Genomic DNA, 23555 nt, shown 5'->3' with positions numbered 1-23555 from the left:
TTCCGATGACACTCCGCATCGCCCTTTGCCAGTGCGGCGTCGAGTGGGAACAGCCTGCGCGGAACCTTGCGCGGCTGGAACCGCAGGTTGCCGCCGCCGAAGCGGATGTCGTGTTGCTGCCCGAGCTGTTTGCCACGGGCTTCACGCTCGATCCTGCCGGCGTGGCCGAAGGCCCGGGCGGCCCCGTCGCCGAGGCCCTGCGCCGCTGGGCCGTGCAGTATAATAAGGCAGTTGCGGGCAGTGTCGCCGTCGTTGAAGACGGGTGTTTCTACAACAGGATGTATTTCGTGAAGCCTTCGGGCGAATGTGCGTGGTACGACAAACGCCACCTGTTCGCACCCGGCGGCGAAGCCCGGAATTATACGCCCGGCAACTGCCGTACGGTGGTCGAATACAAGGGTTTCCGATTCCTGCTGCTGGTCTGCTACGACCTGCGTTTCCCGGTCTGGAGCCGTTGCCGGTGCGATTACGATGCCATTTTGTGCTGCGCTTCGTGGCCCGCGCCGCGCCGGGAGGTGTGGCGGACCCTGCTGCGCGCCCGGGCCATCGAAAACCAATGCTATGTTGCGGGCGTGAACCGGGTGGGGGACGATCCTTCGGCGCATTATGCCGGGGATTCGGCCCTCGTCGACTTCAAGGGCCGCACGCTGGCCGAAGCAGGCGACGGGGAGCAAATCCTGACCGGCGCGCTCGACGACGGGGCGCTGGAGGCATTCCGTGAGAAATTCCCCGCCTGGAGGGATGCGGATGATTTCTGGATTCAAATCTGATTTCGGGAATTAGGTGTTTGTTGTACGACAGCCCATATCCGACCGTCGTTTTCGCCGCTTTTGGCGTCGTATACAAGTCTGACCCCGCCCCAAACCCCTCCCTCAGGGTGGGGCTTAGTGCCGCAAAGCGGCAAAATCGGTGCTCTCGGTTGTTGGTGCATAAAAGTATATAATCACGTTCTTGCGACTTGTTTTTCAGACGCGAAAGTCGTATCTTTACGCACTTTTCGCTCCGGAAAAGTTCCCGCATCCAATAAAAGGGGCTTCCGGTGCGTTTTTCTCACGAAAATGGAAGATACGATCAAAATACTGGGCGCCCGGGTTCACAACCTCAAGAACGTGGACCTCGAAATTCCGCGCCGCAAACTGGTAGTCGTCACCGGCCTCTCGGGGTCGGGCAAATCGTCGCTGGCCTTCGACACGATCTACGCCGAAGGACAGCGGCGCTACATGGAGACGTTGTCGACCTACGCCCGTCAGTTCGTGGGGGCGATGGAGCGTCCCGATGTGGATAAGATCACGGGACTCAGTCCCGTGGTGGCTATCGAGCAGAAAACGACCAACAAGAATCCCCGCTCGACGGTCGGAACCGTGACCGAGATCAACGACTTCCTGCGCCTGCTTTACGCGCGGGCGTCGCGGGCCTATTCGCCCGTCACGGGCGAGGAGATGGTCCATTATACCGACGACCAGATCGCCGAACTGATCCTTACGGGTTTTGCAGGGCGAAAAATCGCCTTGATGGCCCCCATTGTCAAGGGTCGCAAGGGCCACTACCGCGAACTGTTCGAATCGCTGGCCAAGAAGGGGTATATTTATGCGCGTATCGACGGCGAAATCCGCGAAATATCGTCCGGAATGCGGCTCGACCGTTATAAAATCCATACGATCGACCTGGTGGTGGACCGTCTCGTGGCGAACGAAGAGGCCCGTGACCGGCTGATGACTTCGCTCAAGGAGTCGATGCGCCAGGGCAAGGGCACGATGGCCGTCTACGACTACGGGACCGAGCAGCAGCGTTTCTATTCGCGCCACCTGATGTGTCCCTCGACGGGTGTGGCTTTCGAGGATCCTGCGCCGCACACCTTCTCGTTCAATTCGCCCAAAGGCGCCTGTCCCCATTGCAACGGACTGGGCGAAGAGGCTGTCTTCGACATCGGGAAGATCATCCCCGACGCCCGGCTTTCACTGCGCGAAGGGGCCGTCGAGCCGCTGGGGAAATACCGCAACAACATGCTCTTCGCCATCCTCGAAATGCTGGGCCGCCGTTACGATTTCACGCTCGACGACCCTGTCGAGACCTTTTCGGAAGAGGGGCTCAACGCCGTGCTGTACGGCGATTCGGAGCCGCTGACGGTCGACCTGCAGGAGTTCAGTTCTTCGGGCGGACGCCAGTTTCTTTCGTGGGAGGGCGTGGCCGAATACATCGGCCGCACCGAGGACGACGATTCGAAGCACGGACAGAAGTGGCGCGACCAGTTCCTCGTCTACCGCAAATGTTCGGTCTGCGGCGGTTCGCGCCTCAGGAAAGAGTCGCTCCAGTTCCGGGTCGCCGGCAAGAACATCGCCGAAGTGTCGGCGCTGTCCATTTCCGAATTTTCGGAGTGGGTTCCCACCATCGAACCGCAGTTGTCGGAGAAGGAGCGGAAGATCGCTCAGGAGATCGTCAAGGAAATTAGCGAACGCCTGCGTTTTCTGATGGACGTGGGGCTGGGCTACCTGTCGCTGTCGCGCTCGTCGCGTTCGCTGTCGGGCGGCGAGAGCCAGCGTATCCGTCTTGCCACGCAGATCGGTTCGAAACTCGTAAACGTACTCTATATCCTCGACGAGCCTTCGATCGGGCTTCATCAGCGCGATAACCAGCGCCTGATCCGCAGCCTCGAAGAGTTGCGCGACGCGGGCAACTCGGTGATCGTTGTCGAGCACGACGAGGATATGATGCGTGCCGCCGACTTCATCGTCGACGTGGGTCCCCGTGCGGGGCGCAAGGGTGGTAACATCGTGGCTGCCGGGACGTTCGAGGACATCCTCCGATCGGACAGCATCACGGCCGACTACCTCACGGGACGCCGCCGGATCGGGATTCCCGAAACGCTGCGCAAAGGTACGGGCGAGCGTATCGTGATCCGCGGCGCGCGGGGCAACAACCTCAAGAATGTCACTGCGGAGTTCCCGCTGGGCAAATTCATCTGCATCACGGGCGTCAGCGGTTCGGGCAAATCGACGCTCGTCAACGAAACGCTGCGGCCGATTCTTGCAAAGGAACTTTACCGCTCCTTCGACCAGCCGCTGGAGTACGACAAGGTCGAAGGGATCGAACACATCGACAAACTGGTCGTCGTCGACCAGTCGCCTATCGGGCGTACGCCGCGTTCCAATCCCGCAACCTACTCGAATGTCTTTTCCGACATCCGCAAGCTGTTCGAAATGACCCCCGACGCCCAGATTCGCGGCTTCAAGGCCGGGCGTTTTTCGTTCAACGTCAAAGGCGGCCGCTGCGAGGAGTGCCGCGGGGCGGGCGTGCAGACTATCGAAATGAACTTCCTGCCCGATGTCTACGTGCGCTGCAAGGCATGCGGCGGCCATCGCTACAACCGCGAGACGCTCGAAGTGAAGTACAAGGGCAAGAATATCGACGACGTGCTGAACATGACGGTCAACATGGCCGTGGAGTTTTTCGAGAACATACCTAATATATACCAGAAACTCAAAGCGATTCAGGAGGTGGGACTGGGCTACCTGACGCTCGGCCAGCCCTGCACGACGCTGTCGGGCGGCGAGAGCCAGCGCATCAAACTCTCCTCGGAACTTTCGAAGCGCGATACGGGCCGTACGCTGTATATTCTGGACGAACCCACGACGGGGCTTCATTTCGAGGATATTCGTTTGCTGCTCGACGTGCTGAATAAACTTGTCGACCGCGGCAATACGGTTATCGTCATCGAGCACAACCTCGATGTCGTCAAGGTCGCCGACCATATTATAGATATAGGTCCCGAGGGCGGGGCTGCCGGAGGAAAGATCGTCGCCGAGGGTACGCCGCACGAGGTCGCACAGTGCGAACAGAGCTACACGGGGCAATTCCTGAAAAAAATTGGACTTTAACGAGTTCGGCATCGATTTTGCTGTCATAGCCGTAACAAACCTTATGTGCTATGAAAAAAACAGTCATTATCGTTGTGGGCCTGTTGCTCTGCGCAGCGGCCGTTACCGTGATCGGACAGAAAAAAGTGCTGTCGCCCAAAGAAGAACGCCGCGAGGTGCGCGAGAAACGTCGTGCGGAGCGTATCGCCAATTACGAGAAGTTCATGGACTCGCTCGTTTTGTCGCGTAACTTCCAGTTCAACCCGACATCTTTCCAGCGCCAGCCCGCAGGTCCTATGCGCCAGATCATGAACCCCGCGTTCAACGTCGGCGTCTGGGACGGCACGGTGGACATTACGCTGCCCTACATCAAGGGTTACGTGCCGCCTTACTATGTGACGATCATCAACTACACGGTTCCCGATGTGCAGGGCTATATCACCGAGCAGACACACGAGGGCTGGATGGTGACCTTCTCGACTTCGCTGTTCTCGGCGTCGACCTACACCTTCACCTTCGAGATCTTCTCCCGCACAGGCGGTGCGACGCTGACGATCACCAACCCGTGGTACAATCCCGTACAGTATTCGGGATCGATTTCGCAACTCTATTAGTTCGCAGCGTATGAGCCGGACTTCCGCTTCTTCCGGCGGCGGTTCGCGGCATGCCGCGTCCGCCGACCGTATCGACACGAAAACCCCCGCTTCGGCGGGGATTTTTGTCCGCAGGCTGTCCGTTGCGGCTGCGGGGCTTCTCGTGGCCTGCACGGCCGTGGCGCAAACCCCGCAGTATTCGCTCGAAACCTCTGCTGTGGACAGCGTACCCCAGACGACGATCGTTCCCGTACAGCAGCCTCCGGTGCAGGTCGTGGAGCGCACGACCGTCTATGAGGAGCCGGCGGGCATGGACCGTGCCGAGCGGCGGGCTTATAAGGCCAGGGTCTACGCCGCGAAGATCGACTCGCTGGTGCAGTCGCGCGATTACATGTTCTTCCCCAATTCGATGCAGCAGCAACCCGGCGGAATGATTCGCTCGATCTATGCGGACTACTTCTTTTTCGGGGTTTTCGTCGACCATGTCGAGGTGCACCTGCCCACCGAACGGGGAGTTACCCAGTATGTCGAAATGCTGAATTTCGATTCGATGTCGGTTCGCGACTACCGCGCTGCCCGCGTGCAGTGGGGGTGGTCTATCTCTTTCAATATCACCGGCGGCGATGCGCTCTACCACGCCGATTTCGCCGTCTCGACCGCTACGGGCGAAACGGTGCTGACGCTCCTGACGCCCGATGTCACGATGCGTTACGTGGGCTGGCTGTGGAACAAGCGGGTGAACGATCCGAAATTCCGGAGACTGGATTGAAAAACAGAAGGCTGTCCTCAAGGACAGCCTTTTTTCGTTGCAACCGGCCGATTCCGCCCGTGCAAAACCGCCGATGGCTCACTTCTTGTATATCAATGCCACGGCCGAAGTGGAAACACCCTCTTCGCGGCCCTCGAAGCCCAGATGCTCTGTGGTCGTAGCTTTGACCGACACCCGGTCATCGCCTACGCCCATTGCGTCGGCCATCGCGGCGCGCATGGCGTCGATATGCGGCCGCAACTTGGGACGCTGCATCTGGATCGTGCAGTCCACATTTCCGATCTCGTATCCCTTTTCGTGCAGCAGTGCCGCGACTTTCCGTAAAAGTATTTTCGAATCGATGCCTTTGAAGTCGGCCGACGTGTCGGGGAAATGCAGCCCGATGTCGCCCAGCGCGGCGGCGCCCAGCAGGGCATCGCATACGGCGTGAATCACCACGTCGCCGTCCGAATGGGCGACGCACCCTTTCGTATGGGCGATCTCCACGCCTCCCAGAACCAGCCTGAGGCCGTCGGCCAGGGCGTGTACGTCGTATCCGTGTCCTATCCTGAAATCCATTGTTTCTGTATTTTATATTGCCAAAGTTACCGAAATTTTTTATATTTGCGAAAACAATCAGCATTATGTCAGAAATTACCTCTTTGGAACCGCGTCTTGTCTGGGAGCAGTTCGATGCCATTACGCGTGTGCCGCGTCCTTCGAAAAAGGAGGGCAAAATTATCGACTTCCTGGTCGATTTCGCCAAAACACACCATATCGAGTATAAAAAGGATGCCATTGGCAACGTCGTGATGCGCAAGCCCGCCACGCCGGGCTTCGAAGACCGCGCCGCGGTGATTCTCCAGTCGCACATGGACATGGTCTGCGAGAAGAATTCCGACGTGGAGTTCGATTTCGAGCACGACGCCATCCGCACGCGTATCGACGGCGAATGGGTCAAAGCCGAAGGCACGACGCTGGGCGCCGACTGCGGTATCGGCATGGCCGCCGCGCTGGCCGTGCTGCTCGACGAGTCGGTGGAACACGGGCCTGTCGAGGCGCTGTTTACCGTCGACGAAGAGACCGGGCTGACCGGCGCCTTCGAACTGGGCGAGGGGATGCTCACGGGCAAATACCTCATCAACCTCGACTCGGAAGACGAAGGCGAAATATTTATCGGCTGTGCGGGCGGTATCGACACCCTCGCGACGTTCCATTATACGATGGAACCCGCGCCGAAGAATTACACGTTTTTCCGCGTCGACGTGTCGGACCTGCAGGGCGGACATTCGGGCGACGACATCGACAAAGGCCGCGTCAATTCGAACAAGACCGTGGCGCGCCTGCTGTGGGACGGCATGCAGTCGTTCGAGTTGAAACTGTGTTATTTCAACGGCGGCAATCTCCGCAATGCCATTCCCCGCGAAGCGTATGCCATTTTCGGCGTTCCCGCGCGGTTCAAGGACGAGTTCGTCAAGCGTTACAACCTCTTTGCCGCTGACCTCGAAGCCGAATTCCGCTTCCGTGAACCCAACTTCCGGATTACGCTCAACGAGATGCCCCATGTCGACGAAGTACTCGACGCCAAAACCCAATTTGCGCTGGTCTACTCGCTCGTGGGCGTCCCCAACGGGGTTATCGCCATGTCATTTGCCGTTCCGGGACTGGTCGAGACTTCGACGAACCTGGCTTCGGTGAAGTTCGAGGAGGGCAACCGCATCGTCGTCACCTCGTCGCAGCGGTCGTCGGTCGAGAGCGCCAAGACTTATGTGATGCAGATGGTCGAGTCGGTCTTTGCGCTGGCGGGCGCCGACGTGGCCCATTCGGACGGCTATCCGGGCTGGACGCCCAACCCCGATTCGAAACTGCTGGAAGTTACCGTCGATGCTTATAAACGACTGTTCGACACCGAACCCAAGGTCCGCGCTATCCATGCCGGACTGGAGTGCGGCCTGTTCCTCGAAAAGTACCCCGACCTGGAGATGGTTTCCTTCGGCCCGACGCTGCGCGGCGTGCATTCGCCCGACGAGCGGCTCGAAATAGCCACGGTTCCCAAGTTCTGGAGCCTGCTTGCCGAAGTTTTGAAAACGCTCTGATTTCCGATTTCAAGGTGCGTTGTCGCAGGGTGCTGCGCAACGCACCGTTTGTTTGCCGTCATCCGAAGAAACCCATGAAACCGATCCGATTCGTCATTTTGCTGTTTTCGGCGGCATTTGCGGCCTGCTCGGCCGAACGGTTCGACATCGTCGACCGCCCCGATACCTCCTCGCGCAATGCATATTATGCGAGCAACCGGGCTCCGCTGCAACCCCAGTATTTCATCAAACTGCCTGTCGGGGCCGTGCGCCCTGCGGGGTGGATCGCCCGCCAGCTCCGGCTCCAGGCCGACGGACTGGCCGGAAACCTGGGGCGTATCAGCCAGTGGCTGGAGAAGGACCGCAACGCATGGCTGGGCCGCGGCGACAGCAACGGCTGGGAGGAGGTTCCTTACTGGCTGCGCGGATATGCCGCGACGGCTTATATCCTCGGCGACCGGGCGATGACGGACGAGGCCCGCTCGTGGATCGAGGGGATCCTTTCGACGCAGCGGCCCGACGGCTGGTTCGGCCCGGTTCTTACCAACGAGCGCGGCAGCCGCGACCTGCTGGCGAACATGGTCGTATGCTGGATCATGCAGGACTACTACGACTATACGGGCGACGAGCGCGTCATCGCGTTCCTGACGAGTTACTACAAGTGGCTTGCAGCCTGCCCCGATGAGCTTTTCCTGAAACAATACTGGGACAACAGCCGCGGCGGCGACATGATGTGGACGCTGGCGTGGCTTTACAACCGCACGGGCGACGAGTCGCTGCCGGAACTGGCCCGCAAGATACACCGCAATACGGCGGACTGGACGAAACCGACCCAGTTGCCCAACTGGCACGTGGTGAATATCGCGCAGGGGTTTCGCGAACCGGCCGAGTGGTGGATGTTCTCGGGCGACCGGAAGGCCCTTCACGCGACGTATAACGTCTTCAGTTTCATCCGCCGGGCCTTCGGACAGGTTCCCGGAGGCATGTTCGGGGCCGACGAAAACGCCCGCATCGGTTTCTTCGACCCGCGCCAGGGTTCGGAGACCTGCTCGTTTGTCGAACAGATGCTTTCCGACAATATCCTGTTGCAGGTAACGGGTGATCCCGCGTGGGCCGAGAACTGCGAGGACGTAGCCTTCAACAGCTATCCCGCGGCGCTGATGCCCGATTACAAGGCGCTGCGCTACCTCACCTGCCCGAACCATGTCGTTAGCGACTCCCGCAACCACAATCCGGGTGTCGACAACTCCGGGCCGTTTCTGGCCATGAACCCGTTCAGCAGCCGTTGCTGCCAGCACAACCACGGCATGGGATGGCCTTATTACATCCAGCATCTCGTGATGGCCACGCCCGACAACGGAGCCGCCGCACTCGTTTACAGCGCGTGTACGGCGACGCTGAAAGTGGGGGACGGGCGGCAGGTTACGATCACCGAGTCGGGAAACTATCCGTTCGAAGAGCAGGTGCGATTCACCGTGAATACCGACGGCGGCGTTTCGTTTCCGCTCTATCTCCGCATTCCGACATGGTGCGACGGGGCTTCCGTGTATGTCAACGGACATGAGGCGAAGGGGACCTGTACGCCGGGGAAGTATGCGAAAATCGTGCGCGAATGGCAGGACGGCGACGAAGTCGTGCTCAGCCTTCCGATGAAACTTTCGCAGCGGACGTGGCAGGTCAACCAGAACGGCGTGACGGTCGATTATGGTCCGCTGACGCTCTCGCTGAAAATCGACGAGGAATACCGCCGCGTGGACAGCCGCGCGACGGCTATCAGCGATTCGAAATGGCAGGCTGACGCCGACGTGGCGCAATGGCCCTCCTACGAGATACATGCGGCGTCGCCGTGGAACTACGCCCTGGTGTCCGGTGCGCCGATAACGCTCCAAAGGCGGGAGTGGCCTGCGGACGACAACCCCTTCACGCTGGAGTCTGTGCCGCTGGAGTTCTCGGCCAAGGGGCGGCTGGTTCCGGACTGGACGATCGACCAGTACGGCCTTACTGGCGTGCTGCCCGGCCCCTGGGCGGAGCGCAGCGATACGGTGTCCGACATAAAGCTGGTCCCGATGGGGGCCGCCCGGCTCCGCATCTCGGTCTTCCCGCCCGCTGAATAGTTGCCTTTCCGCATCCGGAAGCGTAACATAATCCCGGATTTTATCGCAGCATTCGCATATTTTGCTATCTTTGTATTTCATAAAGTTGCGAAAATATGCTGAAAAGGTGCTGTGCCCTGTTGTGTTTTCTGCTTCCGTGTGCGGCGGCGGCCCAGTACCCCGGCGACGAATACTATCCTTATGCCGAACGCGAGGAGCGGCGCGAACTGCTTACGACCGATTCGGCTGTTTTCTACCGTGCCGTACAGTCCCCTTCGGACCTCTACGGCCTTCACACCGATTTTAACCTGCCGCAGGTCGCACTCCGGCGCCGCGGACTGGATTACCGGCTGGAACGCACGTCGCTGACGGGCGTTGAGGTTTCCTACCGTTACCTGGCGGCCCTGCGACTGCTCGGGGCCGAAGAACAGCGCTATGCAGGGCTTGCCGCGGCGCCCGGGGAGCCGGGTACGGTGGGCGGCATCCGGACATTCCGGTTTCCGGACGGGGAGCCGTTGCAGCCCTTCCTGGCTTCGGTCCGCTTTACCGACCGCAACTACCTCGTCGGAGCAAAAGTCGCCGCCGCGTCGTCGTTCGGCAACGGTTGGCGCATTTCGGCTGCGCTCGATGTCCGCACGGGCCGCGACATGCACGTCGAAGGGGTTTTCACCAATGCCGTAACAGCCGGCCTGCACCTTGCCAAACGCTTCGGCGAAGGGCACGAACTCTCCGTGCTGTGCATCGTGCCGCCGTCGGTGCGGGGCACGCGCCTTTCTTCTTCCGAAGAGGCTTTTACGCTGACGGGCGACCGCCTTTACAATCCGGCCTGGGGCTGGCAGGACGGCAAGGTGCGCAACTCCCGCGTGCGGCGCGAAACGGTTCCGCTGGCGCTTTTTACCTATGGCGTGCCATTGTCCGCTTCGACCTCGCTTGCTGCTGTGCTGGCCGCCGAGGCGGGCGTTGCGAAGTACAGCATGCTCGACTGGTATGACGCCCGTACGCCGATGCCCGACAATTACCGCTGTTTACCCAGTTATACCGGCGACCGGGAGACCGAACTGGCGTGGCTCGCAAATGACCCTCGTTATACCCAGGTCGACTGGGACGAACTGATCCGCCAGAACCGCATGGCGGGCGGACACGCCGTCTATGCATTGGAAGACCGCGCCGAACGGCTCTGCAACCTTGCCTTCGACGCGCTGTTCACCACCGAAACCGATGCCCGGCTGACGCTCCGCTACGGGGTCTTCGTGCGCCGCGAACATACACGCTCCTATAAACAGATGCGCGACCTGCTGGGTGCGGAGTACGTCACCGACATCGACCGTTTTCTCGTGGACGACGATACGTACAGCAACAAGTTGCAGAACGACCTGCGGCATCCCGGCCGCACGATCCGCGAGGGCGACCGTTTCGGCTACGACTATGCGCTGACACTGCGCGGAGCCGGTTTCCGCCTGCAGGCCGATTACCGTTCCGACCGTTTTCGCGCCGACCTTTCGGTGATGCTGGGGAGCGACGCCGTCAGCCGCCGGGGCTATTACGAAAAGCAGCTCTTTCCCGGTGCGCAGTCCTATGGCCGTTCGCGGGTCGTGCGTTTCACGCCCTATACGCTCAAGGCCCTTGCGGGCTGGGCTTTCTCCCCGCGGCATTACCTCGAAATCGCCGCTATGGCTGCCGCTCGCACTCCTGCGGCCGAAGACCTGTTTTACCAGCCGCTTTACAACAACCGCACGGTCGACAATCCTGCGCCCGAACGCATCTATGCCGCCGAACTCAACTACCGCCTGACGGGTCCCGTCGTGGATTTCCAGGCGACGCTCTTCGCCGTGACGACACTCGACGGCTCCGAAACGCGGCGTTATTACGACGACATGGCTTCGGTCTACTGCGACATGGCCGTAACGGGCGTCGGGCGCATGTCCTATGGCGTTGAGGCCGCCGCCGGCATCCGGCTGTCCTACCGCTGGCAGTTGTCGCTGGCGGCTTCGGCCGGACGCTATAAATATGTGCGCGACCCGCGCATTACGGCGCTTTCCGATGTCGATAACTCAGCCGTCGACATGCGTGCCGTGAGCCGCATGCGCGGATGCGAGGTCGGTGGCGCCCCTCAGCTTACCGCTTTGGCCGGGATCGCTTATTTCGGCCCGAAAGGGTGGGGATGCCGCGCCTCGGCGGGGTATGCCGGGAGGCGTTACGTCGAGCCGATGCCCCTGCGCCGTACCGACCGGATCGCCGGACAGGGCGGCATCACGCGCGAGTTTTTCGACGCCTTTACCCGGCAGGAGCGGCTTGCCGACGCCATCACGCTCGACGCCTCGCTTTTCAAATCGTTCTATTTCGAACGTTCGCGGCTGACGGCGTCGCTGATGCTGCGCAACCTGACGGGCAACGCCGATACGGTCTACGGCGGCTACGAGTCGCTGCGCGTGCGCCGTATCCGTCCGGGCGACGATACCCTCTATGCGCCCCATGCTTCGCGCTACACCTACGCCTGGCCCCGTTCGTTCTATCTTACAATCTCTTACCGCTTCTGATCCCTGTGCAAAAAATCGTCCTGATTTTTTGGATTTTCGTGTTAAATTCGTATTTTGGAAAGGCTAAAAACCTTAAAAACATCCAAATCCATGATTATCGGTATTCCAAAAGAGATCAAGAACAATGAGAACCGCATTGCTCTTACCCCTTCGGGCGCGCAGGAGCTCGTGAAGCGGGGCCATCAGGTTTATGTGCAGGCTGCGGCCGGTGTGAACAGCGGGTTTGCCGATGATGCCTATACGGCCGTCGGGGCGGAGATACTCCCTACGATCAAGGAGGTTTACGCCCGGGCGGAGATGATCATTAAGGTCAAGGAACCTATTGCTCCCGAATATAAACTCATCCGCAAGGACCAGTTGGTCTTTACCTTTTTCCACTTCGCCAGCAGCGAACCCCTCACCCGTGCCATGATCGACAGCGGGGCGGTCTGCTGTGCTTACGAGACCGTCGAGCGCGCCGACCGCTCATTGCCGCTGCTGATCCCGATGTCGGAGGTCGCAGGCCGCATGTCGACGCAGGAGGGCCGTTATTTCCTCGAAAAGCCCCGCGGCGGCAAAGGCGTGCTGCTGGGCGGCGTGCCGGGCGTGAAACCCGCCAAAGTCTTCGTCATCGGAGCCGGAGTCGTCGGCACGGCCGCTGCGAAGACCGCTGCCGGAACGGGCGCTGACGTGACGATCTGCGACATTTCGCTTCAGCGACTGACCTACCTGGCCGACGTGATGCCCAAGAACGTCAAGACGCTGATGTCTTCCGAATACAACATCCGCGAGGAGCTGAAGCATGCCGACCTGGTGATCGGGTCGGTGCTGATTCCCGGAGCCAAGGCCCCGAAACTCGTTACGCGCGATATGCTGAAGGAGATGGAACCCGGAACGGTTATGGTCGACGTTGCCATCGACCAGGGCGGTTGTTTCGAGACTTCGCGCCCCACTACGCACGAGGACCCTGTGTATTATGTCGACGGCATCCTGCACTATTGCGTGGCCAACATTCCGGGCGCCGTGCCCCGCACCTCGACCCTCGCGCTCACCAACGCGACGCTGCCTTATGCCATCCAGCTTGCCGACAAGGGCTGGCGGCGCGCCGCGCAGGAGAATCCCGAACTGGCGCTGGGCCTGAACATCGTCGGCGGCAGGGTGGTCTATAAACCCGTCGCCGAGGCCTGGGGACTGCCTTACGAACCGTTGGCGCTTTAGCGGCGTTTCGTTTTTTTGACGGCCTTCCGGTCCTTTCGGGGCGGGGAGGCCGTCGGTATGTCATACGGTTTGCGTACGAACGGGCGAAAATTTAGCCGTTTTGTTTTTGAAATTCTTAAATAATTCATATATTTGCAAGAGAGCAAGGCAGTTACGTTCGGTGTTCCGGTTTCAGTCCGATTGGAAAGAGAGTTGAAATGCGCCGGATTTTTAAGTGCGGCGACTGTTTTTGTTACGGATCGTAAGCAATATGAGAAGTTAGGGTGGCGTTCGCCGCACGGTAGCGTGAGGCGGCGTCATTGAGTTTTATTCGATAAAGAGGTTAGTATGAGCGAGAGATTGTACATTTTCGACACCACGCTGCGCGATGGTGAGCAGGTCCCCGGTTGTCAGTTGAACACCACCGAAAAAATTGAGGTCGCCAAGTTGCTTGAGAGCCTCGGCGTAGACGTTATCGAGGCGGGATTTCCCATCTCCAGCCCCGGTGATTTCAACTCCGTGCTGGAGATTTCCAAGGCTGTTTCCCTTCCGACGATCTGCGCGCTGACCCGCGCCGTGAAGAAGGATATCGACGTTGCTGCCGACGCCCTGCGGCTGGCGAAGCACAAACGCATCCACACGGGTATCGGCGTTTCGCCGCAGCACATCTATGACAAGCTGCGTTCCACGCCCGAAAAGATCGTCGAATCGGCTGTCGAGGCGGTGAAATACGCCAAACGTTACGTCGAGGATGTGGAGTTTTACGCCGAGGACGCCGGACGCGCCGATGTCGAGTACCTCGCCCGCGTGGTCGAGGCGGTCATCAAGGCCGGTGCAACGGTGGTCAATATCCCCGATACTACGGGCTACTGCCTGCCGAACGAATACGGTGCGAAAATCAAGTACCTCGTGGACAACGTTTCCAACATCGACAAGGCCATTATCTCCACCCACTGCCACAACGACCTGGGCATGGCTACGGCCAATACGCTGAGCGGCATTCTGAACGGAGCCCGGCAAGCCGAGGTGACGATCAACGGCATCGGCGAACGGGCCGGCAACACCTCGCTCGAAGAGGTGGTGATGACCCTGCGCTGCCACAAGGACGTGGCCGTCGACACGAATATCAATTCGCGACTGATCACCAAGGCGTCGCACCTGGTGTCGAGCCTGATGAATATGCCCGTGCAGCCCAACAAGGCCATCGTGGGCCGCAATGCCTTCGCCCATTCGTCGGGCATCCACCAGGACGGTGTGCTGAAGCAGCGCCAGACCTACGAGATCATCGACCCGCAGGACATCGGCCTGAACGAGTCGATCATTGCCCTGACGGCCCGCAGCGGCCGTGCGGCCCTCGTACACCGCCTCGAACTGCTGGGCTACGACCTCACGCAGGAGGAGATCGACGCCACGTACGAGAAATTCCTCGCCCTGGCCGATAAAAAGAAGGAGATTCACGACTACGACCTGTTGTACCTCGTGGGCGATATCGACCGCATGAAACAGCAGTCCATTGCGCTGAAGTTTCTGCAGGTGACCACCGGAACGCTGGTCCCGACGGCTACCGTGGTGCTGAAATTCGGTGACCACGAGCGCATGTCCACCGCCACGGGCAACGGCCCGGTCGATGCGGCGGTCTCGGCCATCAAGAAGCTGATTAACGAGAAGGTCGTGCTCGCGGAGTTCCTGATGCAGGCCATTACGCGCGGTTCGAACGACGTGGGCCGCGTGCATGTGCAGGTGGAGTGCGGCAGCCGCACGGTTCACGGATTTGGAGCGCACACCGATACCACGCGGGCTTCGATCGAGGCGTTCCTCGACGCACTGCGCGCACTCAACGTAACCGAAAAGATCGAGGAGGAGAATTGATATGGGACGAACGCTTTTGGACAAAATATGGGATGCGCACACAGTGCGTGTCGAGGACGGCGGCCGCTGCGTGCTTTACATCGACCGGCAGTATATCCACGAGGTGACTTCGCCCGTGGCCTTTGCAGGCATCGAACGCCGCGGAATCGGTGTCGCGCGCCCGTCGCAGATCACGGCTACGGCCGACCATAACATCCCGACCGTCGACCAGCACCTTCCCATCGAGGAGCCCGAATCGCGGCGTCAGGTCGAGGCTCTGGCCGAGAACTGCGCCCGGCACGGTATCGAGCACTTCGGCGTGGGCAACCCGCAGCAGGGCATCGTGCACATCATCGGTCCGGAGCTGGGCTTTACGCAGCCGGGGATGACCATCGTCTGCGGTGACAGTCATACTTCGACCCACGGGGCTTTGGGCGCCGTGGCGTTCGGCGTGGGAACTTCGGAGGTCGAAATGGTCTTCGCCAGCCAGTGTATCCTGCAGACCAAACCCCGCTCGATGCGTATTGTGGTCGACGGCGCGCTGCGCCCGGGCGTCGAGGCCAAGGACGTTATCCTGTACATCATTTCGAAACTCACCGCTTCGGGCGGCACGGGCTATTTTATCGAGTTCGCCGGCAGCACGATCCGTTCGCTTTCGATGGAGGGCCGCATGACGGTCTGCAACATGAGCATCGAATGCGGTGCGCGCGGCGGCATGATCGCTCCCGACGAAAAGACCTTCGAATACCTCCGCGGCCGCGAACGTGCGCCGCAGGGAGCCGCTTACGACGAGGCTGTGGCCCGCTGGCGGAAACTATACAGCGATTCCGACGCCGTTTTCGATAAGGAATACCGCTTCGATGCCGCAGACATCGCTCCGATGATTACCTACGGGACCAATCCCGGCATGGGTATGGCCGTCGATGCCGCGATTCCCGCCGACGCCGATCCCAAGGCCCTGGAATACATGGGCTTTAAGGCCGGAGAGAAGATGCTGGGTAAAAAGGTCGATTACGTGTTCGTCGGCAGTTGCACCAACGGGCGCATCGAGGACCTGCGCCGCTTCGCCAGATTGGTCGAAGGCCGCCGCAAGGCCGATAACGTAATTGCGTGGATCGTTCCCGGTTCGAAGGGCGTCGAAGCCGCCGCCAAGGCCGAAGGGTTGGATCGGATTCTCGCTGCTGCGGGATTCGAACTGCGCCAGCCGGGCTGTTCGGCGTGCCTGGCGATGAACGCCGACAAGATCCCTGCCGGCAAATACAGCGTTTCGACCTCGAACCGCAATTTCGAGGGCCGCCAAGGTCCCGGGGCCCGCACGATGTTGTCGGGTGTGGCCGTTGCGGCCGCCGCCGCGGTAATGGGCGAAATCGCCGATCCGCGCGAAGTATTCGGATTCTAAACCAGTAAGACTATGGCAATTCCCAAATTTGTAACTTTTACCTCGGGGGCCGTTCCCGTCGAGGTGGAAAATATAGATACCGACCAGATCATTCCGGCGCGCTTCCTGAAAGCCACCGAGCGCAAAGGATTCGGCGACAACCTCTTCCGCGACTGGCGTTACGACGCTGCGGGGCAGCCCATCGCCGCATTCCCGCTCAACGATTCGCGCTACGAAGGCAAAATCCTCGTAGCAGGGCGCAATTTCGGTTGCGGCAGTTCGCGCGAGCACGCTGCCTGGGCCATCGCCGACTACGGATTCCGTGTCGTGGTGTCGAGTTTCTTCGCCGACATCTTCCGCAACAACGCCCTGAATACCGGGTTGCTGCCTATCCGTGTCAGCGAGGAGTTTCTCAAGGCTGTTTTCGACGAAATCCGCCGTAATCCGGCGGCGCAGTTCACCGTCGACCTGGACAACCAGATCCTGACGATCGCTTCGAACGGTCGCAGCGAAGGGTTCGAGATCGACGCCTACAAAAAGCGCTGTCTCGAGAACGGTTACGACGACGTGGACTACCTGCGCAGCATCGCAGACCAGATCGGGGCCTTCGAAGCCGCACGCAAATAGGCTGTGCCGATGCTTCTCCCGGTTGAAATAATGGATACCACGCTGCGCGACGGCGAGCAAACCTCGGGCGTTTCCTTCAACGCCCGTGAAAAACTCTCCATCGCCCGGCTGTTGCTGGAGGAACTGCGCGTCAGCCGTATCGAAATCGCTTCGGCACGGGTCTCGCAGGGCGAACAGCAGGCCGTGCGCACCATTGCCGACTGGGCCGCTGACAAGGGCTATACCGACCGCGTGGAGGCGCTGGGGTTCATCGACGGCGGGTTGTCGCTCGATTGGCTCGGGGATGCCGGATGCCGTGTGGTCAACCTGCTGGCCAAAGGTTCGGAGAAACATTGCCTCGGCCAGTTGCGCCGCACCCCGCAGCAGCATCTCGACGACGTACGGGCCACGATCGGCATGGCTGTCGAACGCGGGATGAAGGTGAACCTCTACCTCGAAGACTGGTCGAACGGCATGCGTCATTCGCCCGGTTACGTCTATGCGATGCTCGACGGCCTGGCCGACGCCCCGGTCTGCCGTTTCATGTGCCCCGATACGCTGGGCGTCCTCGATCCCTACGACACCGAACGTTTTTGCCGCGATTTGGTGCAGCGCTATCCGGCGTTGCATTTTGATTTCCATGCCCACAACGACTACGACCTTGCTGTGGCCAATACGGCTGCCGCCGTGAAGGCCGGCTTCCACGGCGTCCACGTCACCGTCAACGGGCTGGGCGAGCGTGCCGGCAATGCGCCGCTGTCGAGTACCGTGGCCGTGCTGCACGACCGGCTGGGGCGTACGACGGGCATCGACGAGACGAAGATCAACCGCGCCAGCCGGACGGTCGAGACTTATACGGGCATCCGTATTCCCGCAAACCGCCCGATCGTCGGCGCAAGTGTCTTCACGCAGTGCGCGGGTATTCATGCCGACGGCGACAATAAGAATAACCTCTACTTCAACGAATTGCTGCCCGAACGTTTCGGTCGGGTCCGCGAATACGCCCTGGGCAAGACTTCGGGCAAGGCCAATATCCTGAAGAACCTCGAAGCCCTGGGCATCGACCTCGACGAGGCGGCCATGCGCAAGGTGACCGAGCGGGTGGTCGAACTGAGCGACAAGAAGGAGCAGGTGACAGCCGAGGATCTTCCCTACATCATTGCCGACGTGCTGCGCTACGACCAGGTCGAAAATCCGGTTCGGATTCTCAATTACAGCCTTTCGCTTGCGCAGGGACTGCATCCCGTCGCGACGCTTCGGATCGAAATCCACGGCCGGGAATACGAGCAGACCTCGGCGGGCGACGGCCAGTACGACGCCTTCATGCGGGCCCTACGGCAAATCTACAAGCATCAGCTCGAACGCGAGTTTCCGATGCTGCGCGACTATACCGTTTCGATCCCGCCGGGAGGCCGTACCGACGCCTTCGTGCAGACGATCATCACCTGGGAGATGGACGGGCGCGAATTCAAGACCCGCGGACTGGACGCCGACCAGACGGAGGCCGCCATCAAGGCGACTGTCAAAATGTTGAATATCATTGAAATAAACTATAACGACAATGGATGTTAAAATAGCTCTTTTAGCCGGTGACGGCATCGGTCCCGAAATCATCGCCGAGGCTACCAAGGTCCTGGACCGTGTGGCGGCCCGGTTCGGACATAAAATCACGTATCAGCCCGCGCTGGTGGGCGCTGCGGCCATCGACGCCACGGGCGACCCCTATCCCGACGAGACGCATGCCGTCTGCCTTGCGGCGGACGCCGTGCTGTTCGGAGCCATCGGCGACCCCAAATATGACAACGATCCCACTGCGAAGGTGCGCCCCGAGCAGGGTTTGCTCCGGATGCGCAAGTCGCTGGGGCTGTTTGCCAACCTGCGCCCCGTGGCGCTGTTCGACGCGCTGGCCGACCGTTCGCCGCTCAGGGCGGAGGTGGTCCGCGGTACGGATTTCATCTGCGTGCGCGAACTGACGGGCGGCATCTATTTCGGTCGCCCGCAAGGCCGTGACCAGGAGGGCACACGCGCCTTCGATACCTGCACCTATACCGTCGGGGAGATCGAACGGGTGCTGCACGTGGCGTTCCGGCTGGCCGTGTCGCGCCGCCGGAAGCTGACCGTCGTGGATAAGGCCAACGTGCTGGAAACCTCGCGCCTGTGGCGTGAAACGGCCCAGCGGATTGCCAGGGAATACCCCGATGTGGCGGTGGACTTCATGTTTGTGGACAACGCCGCCATGCAGATTATCCGCCAGCCGGCTTATTTCGACGTGATCGTCACCGAAAACATGTTCGGCGACATCCTGACCGATGAAGCCAGCGTCATCAGCGGATCGCTGGGGATGCTCTCTTCGGCGAGCGTCGGCGCCGAGGTGGCCCTTTTCGAGCCGATCCACGGCTCTTATCCGCAGGCCGCCGGGAAGAATATCGCCAACCCGATGGCTACGATCCTCTCGGCTGCGATGCTGTTGGAACACCTGGGCCTCGATGCCGAAGGCAAGGCCGTGCGGCGTGCCGTCGACAAGGCGTTGGCCGAAGGCGTCGTCACCGAGGACCTCGTGGCGTCGGGCGAAAAGGCCTGTTCGACCTCGGAGGTGGGAGACTATGTCGCCGCGAACGTATAACGGTCCTCTGAAATAACGGGTTATTGCAGACTGCTTTTCGCGGTCTGCTTTTTTTGTACTATCTTTGCAGTCCTAATTACAGTGCTGCATTCCCATCGCATGCGATAAGTACCTTCCGAGGGAGGCGTTTGGGGTAGGGTTAAGACTTGTATACGACGCCGAAGGCGGCGACAAGGAGAGTCGGCAGCGCAAAAACGATGAATAAATATGGCAGGATCGAACTTCGTAGATTACGTAAAAATATTTGCCCGTTCGGGGCATGGCGGAGGCGGCTCGATGCATTTCCGCCGCGAGAAATTCGTGGCGTTCGGCGGTCCCGACGGCGGTGACGGCGGCAAGGGCGGCAGTATTGTTCTCCAGGGCGACAAGCAGTATTGGACGCTCATCCACCTCAAGTACCAGCGTCACCAGTTCGCCGAAGACGGCGAGCACGGTTCCGGAGCCCGTTCGTCGGGCAAGGATGCCAAAGACATCGTGATCCCCGTTCCGCTGGGTACGGTCGCTAACCGTATCTGTGAAAACGAGGATGGAACGACGACGACCGAAGTCGTAGGCGAGGTGACTGCCGACGGCGAGCAACTCGTGCTGCTCAAGGGCGGCCGGGGCGGTCTGGGCAACTGGCATTTCAAGAGCGCCACGAACCAGACGCCGCGTTACGCCCAGCCGGGCGAGGATGGCGAGGAAGGCACGTTCATCCTCGAACTGAAGGTGCTGGCCGACGTGGGGCTGGTGGGTTTCCCCAATGCGGGCAAGTCGACGCTTCTTTCGGTCGTTTCGGCCGCGAAGCCCAAGATCGCTAACTACGCCTTTACGACGCTGGAGCCCAACCTCGGCATCGTCGAGGTCCGCGACCATAAATCGTTCGTCATGGCCGACATCCCGGGCATCATCGAGGGCGCGCACGAAGGCCGCGGCCTCGGAACCCGTTTCCTGCGCCATATCGAGCGCAATTCGGTACTGCTGTTCATGATTCCGGCCGACAGCGACGACATCCGCCGCGACTACGACATCCTGCTGGGCGAACTGACGCAGTACAATCCCGAATTGTTGGACAAGGAGCGCCTGCTGGCTATTACCAAATGCGACATGCTCGACGAAGGGCTGATCGCCGAGATGCGCGGCCATCTGCCCGAGGGCGTGCCGTCGGTCTTCATATCATCGGTGTCGGGGCTGAATATTCAGCAGCTCAAAGACATGCTGTGGGAGGCGTTGCAGCGGTAGCGAAAAATGCTTCGCGGTTGGTGACGCGCAACGTGTATTTTCCGGCGAAATAGTCGATAATTCCATACAAGGAGCCTGTACCCTGCGGTACGGGCTCTTTTGCGTAGGTACAGGTTCCGGCGGTCCGCACGGTGAAGGTGCGGCCCTGTGCGTCGGCGATCTGCCGTTCGGTGGTGACGGTGCGGTGGGTTTCCGGATCGGTGTCGCACCAACTTCCCGCCTCGGTGAAATGCACCCCTTCGAAGCAGACGCGGGTGTCGATGTGCCGGGCCGAAACGGCGTCGAATGTGAGGCGCTCCACGGGACGCGCTTCGCCGGCATGAGGGTCGGCGTGGATGTAACGCGCCAGTTCGTCGCGCGGAATGCGCCCTATGCCGTCGTCGCCGGGGGCGGTTCCCAACAGTATTTTTCCGCCGTAATCGTATAGCGTCAGCCCGTTGCAGCGTACGGCCGCAATGTATCCGAACGGAAACAGGTCGGCCAGCGGCGTGTGGTCGATGGCGATTGCAATGCCGTCCGAACTGTCTTCGACGACGATCATCCGGTCATATTCCCCGTAAAGGTCGTTGGCCGTGACGAATCCGTAGACGGTGATGTCCTGCGTGATTGCGACGCTGCTTTTCCCGTCGCAAAGCGATTTGAGATAGGAGATCGAGTACTCCGATTCCGGGGGACAGACCACATATTCGGGTTTGGTCGCCTTGTCGCATCCGCCCGGCAGCAGCAACAGCAGGCTAATACAGGCAGTCGTTTTCATCGCGGAGTTTGAGTATGTAACGCCCGTCGTCCGCCGCATCGTACTGTAGGATTCCCGTCAGTGAGAGTGTCGCGGCAGGTACTTCCGCATCGGCGAACCGGGCATATGGGCGAACGTAAGTGTAGACGGTGTTTCCGTTCGTGTCGGTGAACCGTTTGTATCCGGCCCATGTTGCGGGCGAAAGGTCTTCGGGCGTGTAGCGCAGGCCGTCGATGCGCACCAGCGTGCCGCACCGTCCCTGCGAAAGCGCAGGCAGGGTGAGCAGGGCGGGAGTCGCGGCGAGCAGTGTTTCGCCATTGCGGACCAATACGGCCGACAGGGCTGCCCGGGAGCCGAGGTAATCCGTCGCGTAGCCGCTTCCTGCGGCGGGCGGCCGCCCGACCTGCAATACGCCGCGGCTTTCGGCAAGGGTCAGCCCCTCCAGGTACAAAATTACATGGCAACCTGTCGGGAAGTCGTTGTGCAGGTGGTCGATACCGGCCATCACCTCAAGTCCCGCTTCAGCATCTTCGATGCAGAGCGTGCGGTAGAAATTTTCCGCGAGGTCGTTGCTCGTAACCGTTCCGGTGACGACGATGCCGCTCGTAATGGTAAAGGGAGTTCCCGCGTAGCGGGCGCGCAACTGGGCGATGGTCTCCGTCGCAACCTGATCCCGTCCGCCGCCGTCCGGCTCCCCGAAGCGGGAGTCGTAGCATCCGGCCAGCAGGAGCGCGGCGGCGCAGATCGTCGTCAGCGGTCGCATTACTGCTCGATGCGCGAATCTTTCAGCCCCAGGAAGTAGAGGATGCCGTCCAGTCCGATGGTCGAGATCGACTGCCGGGCCGTGGCTTTCACCTTGGGCTTGGCGTGGAAGGCGATGCCGAGACCCGCGAGGTTAAGCATCGGCAGGTCGTTGGCGCCGTCGCCGACGGCGACCGACTGTGCGATGTTGATCTCCTCGAACTGGCACAGCAGCCGCAGCAATTCGGCCTTGCGGCGTCCGTCGACCACTTCGCCGACGTAGCGGCCCGTGAGACGCCCGTCTTCGATCTCCAGTTCGTTGGCATAGACGTAGTCGAAGCCGTATTTCTGCCGGAGGTAGTTGCCGAAATAGGTGAATCCGCCCGAGAGGATCGCTGTTTTGTAACCCACGCGTTTGAGGATGGTCATCATGCGCTCCAGCCCTTCGGTGATCGGCAGACTGCGGGCAATCTCCTCCATAACGGAGACATCGAGCCCCTTCAGCAGGGCGACCCTTTGTGCAAAACTCTCCCGGAAGTCGATTTCGCCGCGCATGGCGCTGGCCGTGATCTCGCGTACCTTGTCGCCCACGCCGGCGCGCTCGGCCAGTTCGTCGATCACTTCGGTTTCGATCAGCGTCGAATCCATGTCGAAGCAGATCAGGCGGCGGCTCCGGCGGTAGATGTCGTCCCGCTGGAACGATACGTCGAGGCCGATCTCCGAGAGGTTCATGAATCCCTCCTGCATCGTGCTGCGCTCCTGGTCGGTGAGCGATCCGCGCACCGAAAGTTCGATGCACGACTTCGCGGCCCGGTCGTCCTCGCAGAGGGGCATGCGGCCCGTAAGGCGTTTGATGGCGTCGATGTTCAGTCCGTGTTCGGCTACGACCTTCGTCACCTGGGCGATGTGGCGTGCCGTGACGGTGCGGCCCAGCAGGGTGATGATGTAGCGGTTCTTGCCCTGGCGGCTTACCCAGTCGTTGTAGCGGTCTTCGGGAATCGGCGTGAAGCGGATCATGACTCCCAGTTCCGAGGCTTTGAACAACAACTCTTTCATAATGCTTCCCGACTTGTCGGCCGTGGTTTTTATCAGGATGCCGAGTGTCAGCGACTGGTGGATGTTGGCCTGTCCGATATCGAGGATGAAGGCGTCGTAACGCGCAAGGATTTCGGTGAGCGACGAGGTCATGCCCGGTTTATCTTCGCCCGAAATGTTTATCTGGATAATTTCAACGTTGTTCTGCATCGTGTTGTGTGTGATGTTTTCCGTCGCTTTCTGCAAAAAGCGTAGACAAAGTTAATAAAGTTCTCCTTTTTTTGGCTATTT

At 60.4% G+C, this 23555-nt stretch carries 18 protein-coding genes; 14 read left to right on the top strand and 4 right to left on the bottom strand.

Annotated elements, in window-relative coordinates:
• Positions 1–5 precede the first annotated feature (5 nt).
• The 4 genes from KG007_RS00940 (at position 6) to KG007_RS00925 (ending at position 5216) form a co-directional block, all read left to right on the top strand.
• A complete protein-coding gene (locus tag KG007_RS00940) occupies positions 6–770 on the top strand; it encodes a nitrilase family protein (RefSeq protein WP_213346950.1) in 765 nt (254 codons plus the stop codon).
• Between the two features lie 288 nt (positions 771–1058).
• Complete coding sequence (gene uvrA, locus KG007_RS00935) at positions 1059–3875, top strand: excinuclease ABC subunit UvrA (RefSeq protein ID WP_213346948.1); 2817 nt, start codon at positions 1059–1061, stop codon at positions 3873–3875.
• Between the two features lie 50 nt (positions 3876–3925).
• Positions 3926–4468, top strand: coding sequence for a DUF4251 domain-containing protein (locus tag KG007_RS00930; protein WP_195458135.1), 543 nt, complete (start codon positions 3926–3928; stop codon positions 4466–4468).
• A gap of 10 nt (positions 4469–4478) precedes the next feature.
• Positions 4479–5216: a hypothetical protein gene (locus KG007_RS00925; RefSeq protein ID WP_249413205.1), complete on the top strand. Its 738-nt coding sequence runs from the start codon at positions 4479–4481 to the stop codon at positions 5214–5216.
• Between the two features lie 78 nt (positions 5217–5294).
• Here KG007_RS00925 and ispF read toward each other — a convergent pair whose 3' ends face one another.
• Positions 5295–5774: a 2-C-methyl-D-erythritol 2,4-cyclodiphosphate synthase gene (gene ispF / locus KG007_RS00920; RefSeq protein WP_213346946.1), complete on the bottom strand. Its 480-nt coding sequence runs from the start codon at positions 5772–5774 to the stop codon at positions 5295–5297.
• Positions 5775–5839: 65 nt separating this feature from the next.
• Between ispF and KG007_RS00915 the strand changes: the two genes are divergently transcribed.
• The 10 genes from KG007_RS00915 (at position 5840) to obgE (ending at position 20752) form a co-directional block, all read left to right on the top strand.
• On the top strand, positions 5840–7291 hold the full coding sequence (locus tag KG007_RS00915; protein WP_195458133.1) for an aminoacyl-histidine dipeptidase: 1452 nt from the start codon (positions 5840–5842) through the stop codon (positions 7289–7291).
• 74 nt (positions 7292–7365) lie between these two features.
• Entirely contained in the window at positions 7366–9384 is a 2019-nt protein-coding gene (locus KG007_RS00910; protein WP_213346944.1) for a beta-L-arabinofuranosidase domain-containing protein, read from the top strand.
• A gap of 95 nt (positions 9385–9479) precedes the next feature.
• Positions 9480–11900: a TonB-dependent receptor gene (locus KG007_RS00905; protein WP_213346942.1), complete on the top strand. Its 2421-nt coding sequence runs from the start codon at positions 9480–9482 to the stop codon at positions 11898–11900.
• 90 nt (positions 11901–11990) lie between these two features.
• Complete coding sequence (ald, locus tag KG007_RS00900) at positions 11991–13097, top strand: alanine dehydrogenase (RefSeq protein ID WP_213346940.1); 1107 nt, start codon at positions 11991–11993, stop codon at positions 13095–13097.
• Positions 13098–13424: 327 nt separating this feature from the next.
• Positions 13425–14945, top strand: coding sequence for a 2-isopropylmalate synthase (locus KG007_RS00895; RefSeq protein ID WP_213346938.1), 1521 nt, complete (start codon positions 13425–13427; stop codon positions 14943–14945).
• A 1-nt stretch (position 14946) separates the two neighbouring features.
• The gene (leuC, locus tag KG007_RS00890; RefSeq protein WP_213346936.1) at positions 14947–16323 is read left to right on the top strand and encodes a 3-isopropylmalate dehydratase large subunit; all 1377 of its coding nucleotides are present in this window, start codon (positions 14947–14949) and stop codon (positions 16321–16323) included.
• 12 nt (positions 16324–16335) lie between these two features.
• Positions 16336–16929 (top strand): 3-isopropylmalate dehydratase small subunit, encoded by a 594-nt coding sequence (gene leuD / locus KG007_RS00885; RefSeq protein WP_213346934.1) that lies wholly within the window; start codon positions 16336–16338, stop codon positions 16927–16929.
• 9 nt (positions 16930–16938) lie between these two features.
• Positions 16939–18480 carry an alpha-isopropylmalate synthase regulatory domain-containing protein gene (locus tag KG007_RS00880; protein ID WP_213346932.1) on the top strand — a complete coding sequence of 514 codons (1542 nt, stop codon included), beginning with the start codon at positions 16939–16941 and terminating at the stop codon, positions 18478–18480.
• Positions 18470–19531, top strand: coding sequence for a 3-isopropylmalate dehydrogenase (leuB, locus tag KG007_RS00875; RefSeq protein WP_213346930.1), 1062 nt, complete (start codon positions 18470–18472; stop codon positions 19529–19531). Before KG007_RS00880 ends, leuB begins: the two co-directional genes overlap by 11 nt.
• Positions 19532–19738: 207 nt before the next feature.
• Positions 19739–20752: a GTPase ObgE gene (gene obgE, locus KG007_RS00870; RefSeq protein ID WP_195458124.1), complete on the top strand. Its 1014-nt coding sequence runs from the start codon at positions 19739–19741 to the stop codon at positions 20750–20752.
• On the opposite strand, the gene KG007_RS00865 is transcribed toward obgE, so the two are convergent.
• The 3 genes from KG007_RS00865 to serB are packed head-to-tail and all read right to left on the bottom strand — an operon-like array spanning position 20718 to position 23474.
• A complete protein-coding gene (locus KG007_RS00865; protein ID WP_213346929.1) occupies positions 20718–21509 on the bottom strand; it encodes a DUF5689 domain-containing protein in 792 nt (263 codons plus the stop codon). The two genes, obgE and KG007_RS00865, sit on opposite strands and share 35 nt — an antisense overlap.
• On the bottom strand, positions 21487–22251 hold the full coding sequence (locus tag KG007_RS00860) for a DUF5689 domain-containing protein (RefSeq protein WP_213346927.1): 765 nt from the start codon (positions 22249–22251) through the stop codon (positions 21487–21489). Before KG007_RS00860 ends, KG007_RS00865 begins: the two co-directional genes overlap by 23 nt.
• Positions 22251–23474, bottom strand: a complete 1224-nt coding sequence (gene serB, locus KG007_RS00855) for a phosphoserine phosphatase SerB (RefSeq protein ID WP_195458121.1) — start codon at positions 23472–23474, stop codon at positions 22251–22253. The genes KG007_RS00860 and serB overlap by 1 nt, the downstream gene beginning before the upstream one ends.
• Positions 23475–23555 lie beyond the last annotated feature (81 nt).

Origin of the sequence: Alistipes montrealensis (assembly GCF_018362775.1) — a bacterium.
Classification (GTDB): Bacteria; Bacteroidota; Bacteroidia; order Bacteroidales; family Rikenellaceae; genus Alistipes; species Alistipes montrealensis.
The sequence above is the reverse complement of the archived record's forward strand: the minus strand, read 5'-3'. Positions and strand labels throughout refer to the sequence as shown.

Bases quoted from the DNA above. Each gene is read 5' to 3' on its own strand.
- KG007_RS00940 (WP_213346950.1), top strand. From the start codon at position 6: ATGACACTCCGCATCGCCCTTTGCCAGTGCGGCGTCGAGTGGGAACAG.
- uvrA (WP_213346948.1), top strand. From the start codon at position 1,059: ATGGAAGATACGATCAAAATACTGGGCGCCCGGGTTCACAACCTCAAG.
- KG007_RS00930 (WP_195458135.1), top strand. From the start codon at position 3,926: ATGAAAAAAACAGTCATTATCGTTGTGGGCCTGTTGCTCTGCGCAGCG.
- KG007_RS00925 (WP_249413205.1), top strand. From the start codon at position 4,479: ATGAGCCGGACTTCCGCTTCTTCCGGCGGCGGTTCGCGGCATGCCGCG.
- ispF (WP_213346946.1), bottom strand. From the start codon at position 5,774: ATGGATTTCAGGATAGGACACGGATACGACGTACACGCCCTGGCCGAC.
- KG007_RS00915 (WP_195458133.1), top strand. From the start codon at position 5,840: ATGTCAGAAATTACCTCTTTGGAACCGCGTCTTGTCTGGGAGCAGTTC.
- KG007_RS00910 (WP_213346944.1), top strand. From the start codon at position 7,366: ATGAAACCGATCCGATTCGTCATTTTGCTGTTTTCGGCGGCATTTGCG.
- KG007_RS00905 (WP_213346942.1), top strand. From the start codon at position 9,480: ATGCTGAAAAGGTGCTGTGCCCTGTTGTGTTTTCTGCTTCCGTGTGCG.
- ald (WP_213346940.1), top strand. From the start codon at position 11,991: ATGATTATCGGTATTCCAAAAGAGATCAAGAACAATGAGAACCGCATT.
- KG007_RS00895 (WP_213346938.1), top strand. From the start codon at position 13,425: ATGAGCGAGAGATTGTACATTTTCGACACCACGCTGCGCGATGGTGAG.
- leuC (WP_213346936.1), top strand. From the start codon at position 14,947: ATGGGACGAACGCTTTTGGACAAAATATGGGATGCGCACACAGTGCGT.
- leuD (WP_213346934.1), top strand. From the start codon at position 16,336: ATGGCAATTCCCAAATTTGTAACTTTTACCTCGGGGGCCGTTCCCGTC.
- KG007_RS00880 (WP_213346932.1), top strand. From the start codon at position 16,939: ATGCTTCTCCCGGTTGAAATAATGGATACCACGCTGCGCGACGGCGAG.
- leuB (WP_213346930.1), top strand. From the start codon at position 18,470: ATGGATGTTAAAATAGCTCTTTTAGCCGGTGACGGCATCGGTCCCGAA.
- obgE (WP_195458124.1), top strand. From the start codon at position 19,739: ATGGCAGGATCGAACTTCGTAGATTACGTAAAAATATTTGCCCGTTCG.
- KG007_RS00865 (WP_213346929.1), bottom strand. From the start codon at position 21,509: ATGAAAACGACTGCCTGTATTAGCCTGCTGTTGCTGCTGCCGGGCGGA.
- KG007_RS00860 (WP_213346927.1), bottom strand. From the start codon at position 22,251: ATGCGACCGCTGACGACGATCTGCGCCGCCGCGCTCCTGCTGGCCGGA.
- serB (WP_195458121.1), bottom strand. From the start codon at position 23,474: ATGCAGAACAACGTTGAAATTATCCAGATAAACATTTCGGGCGAAGAT.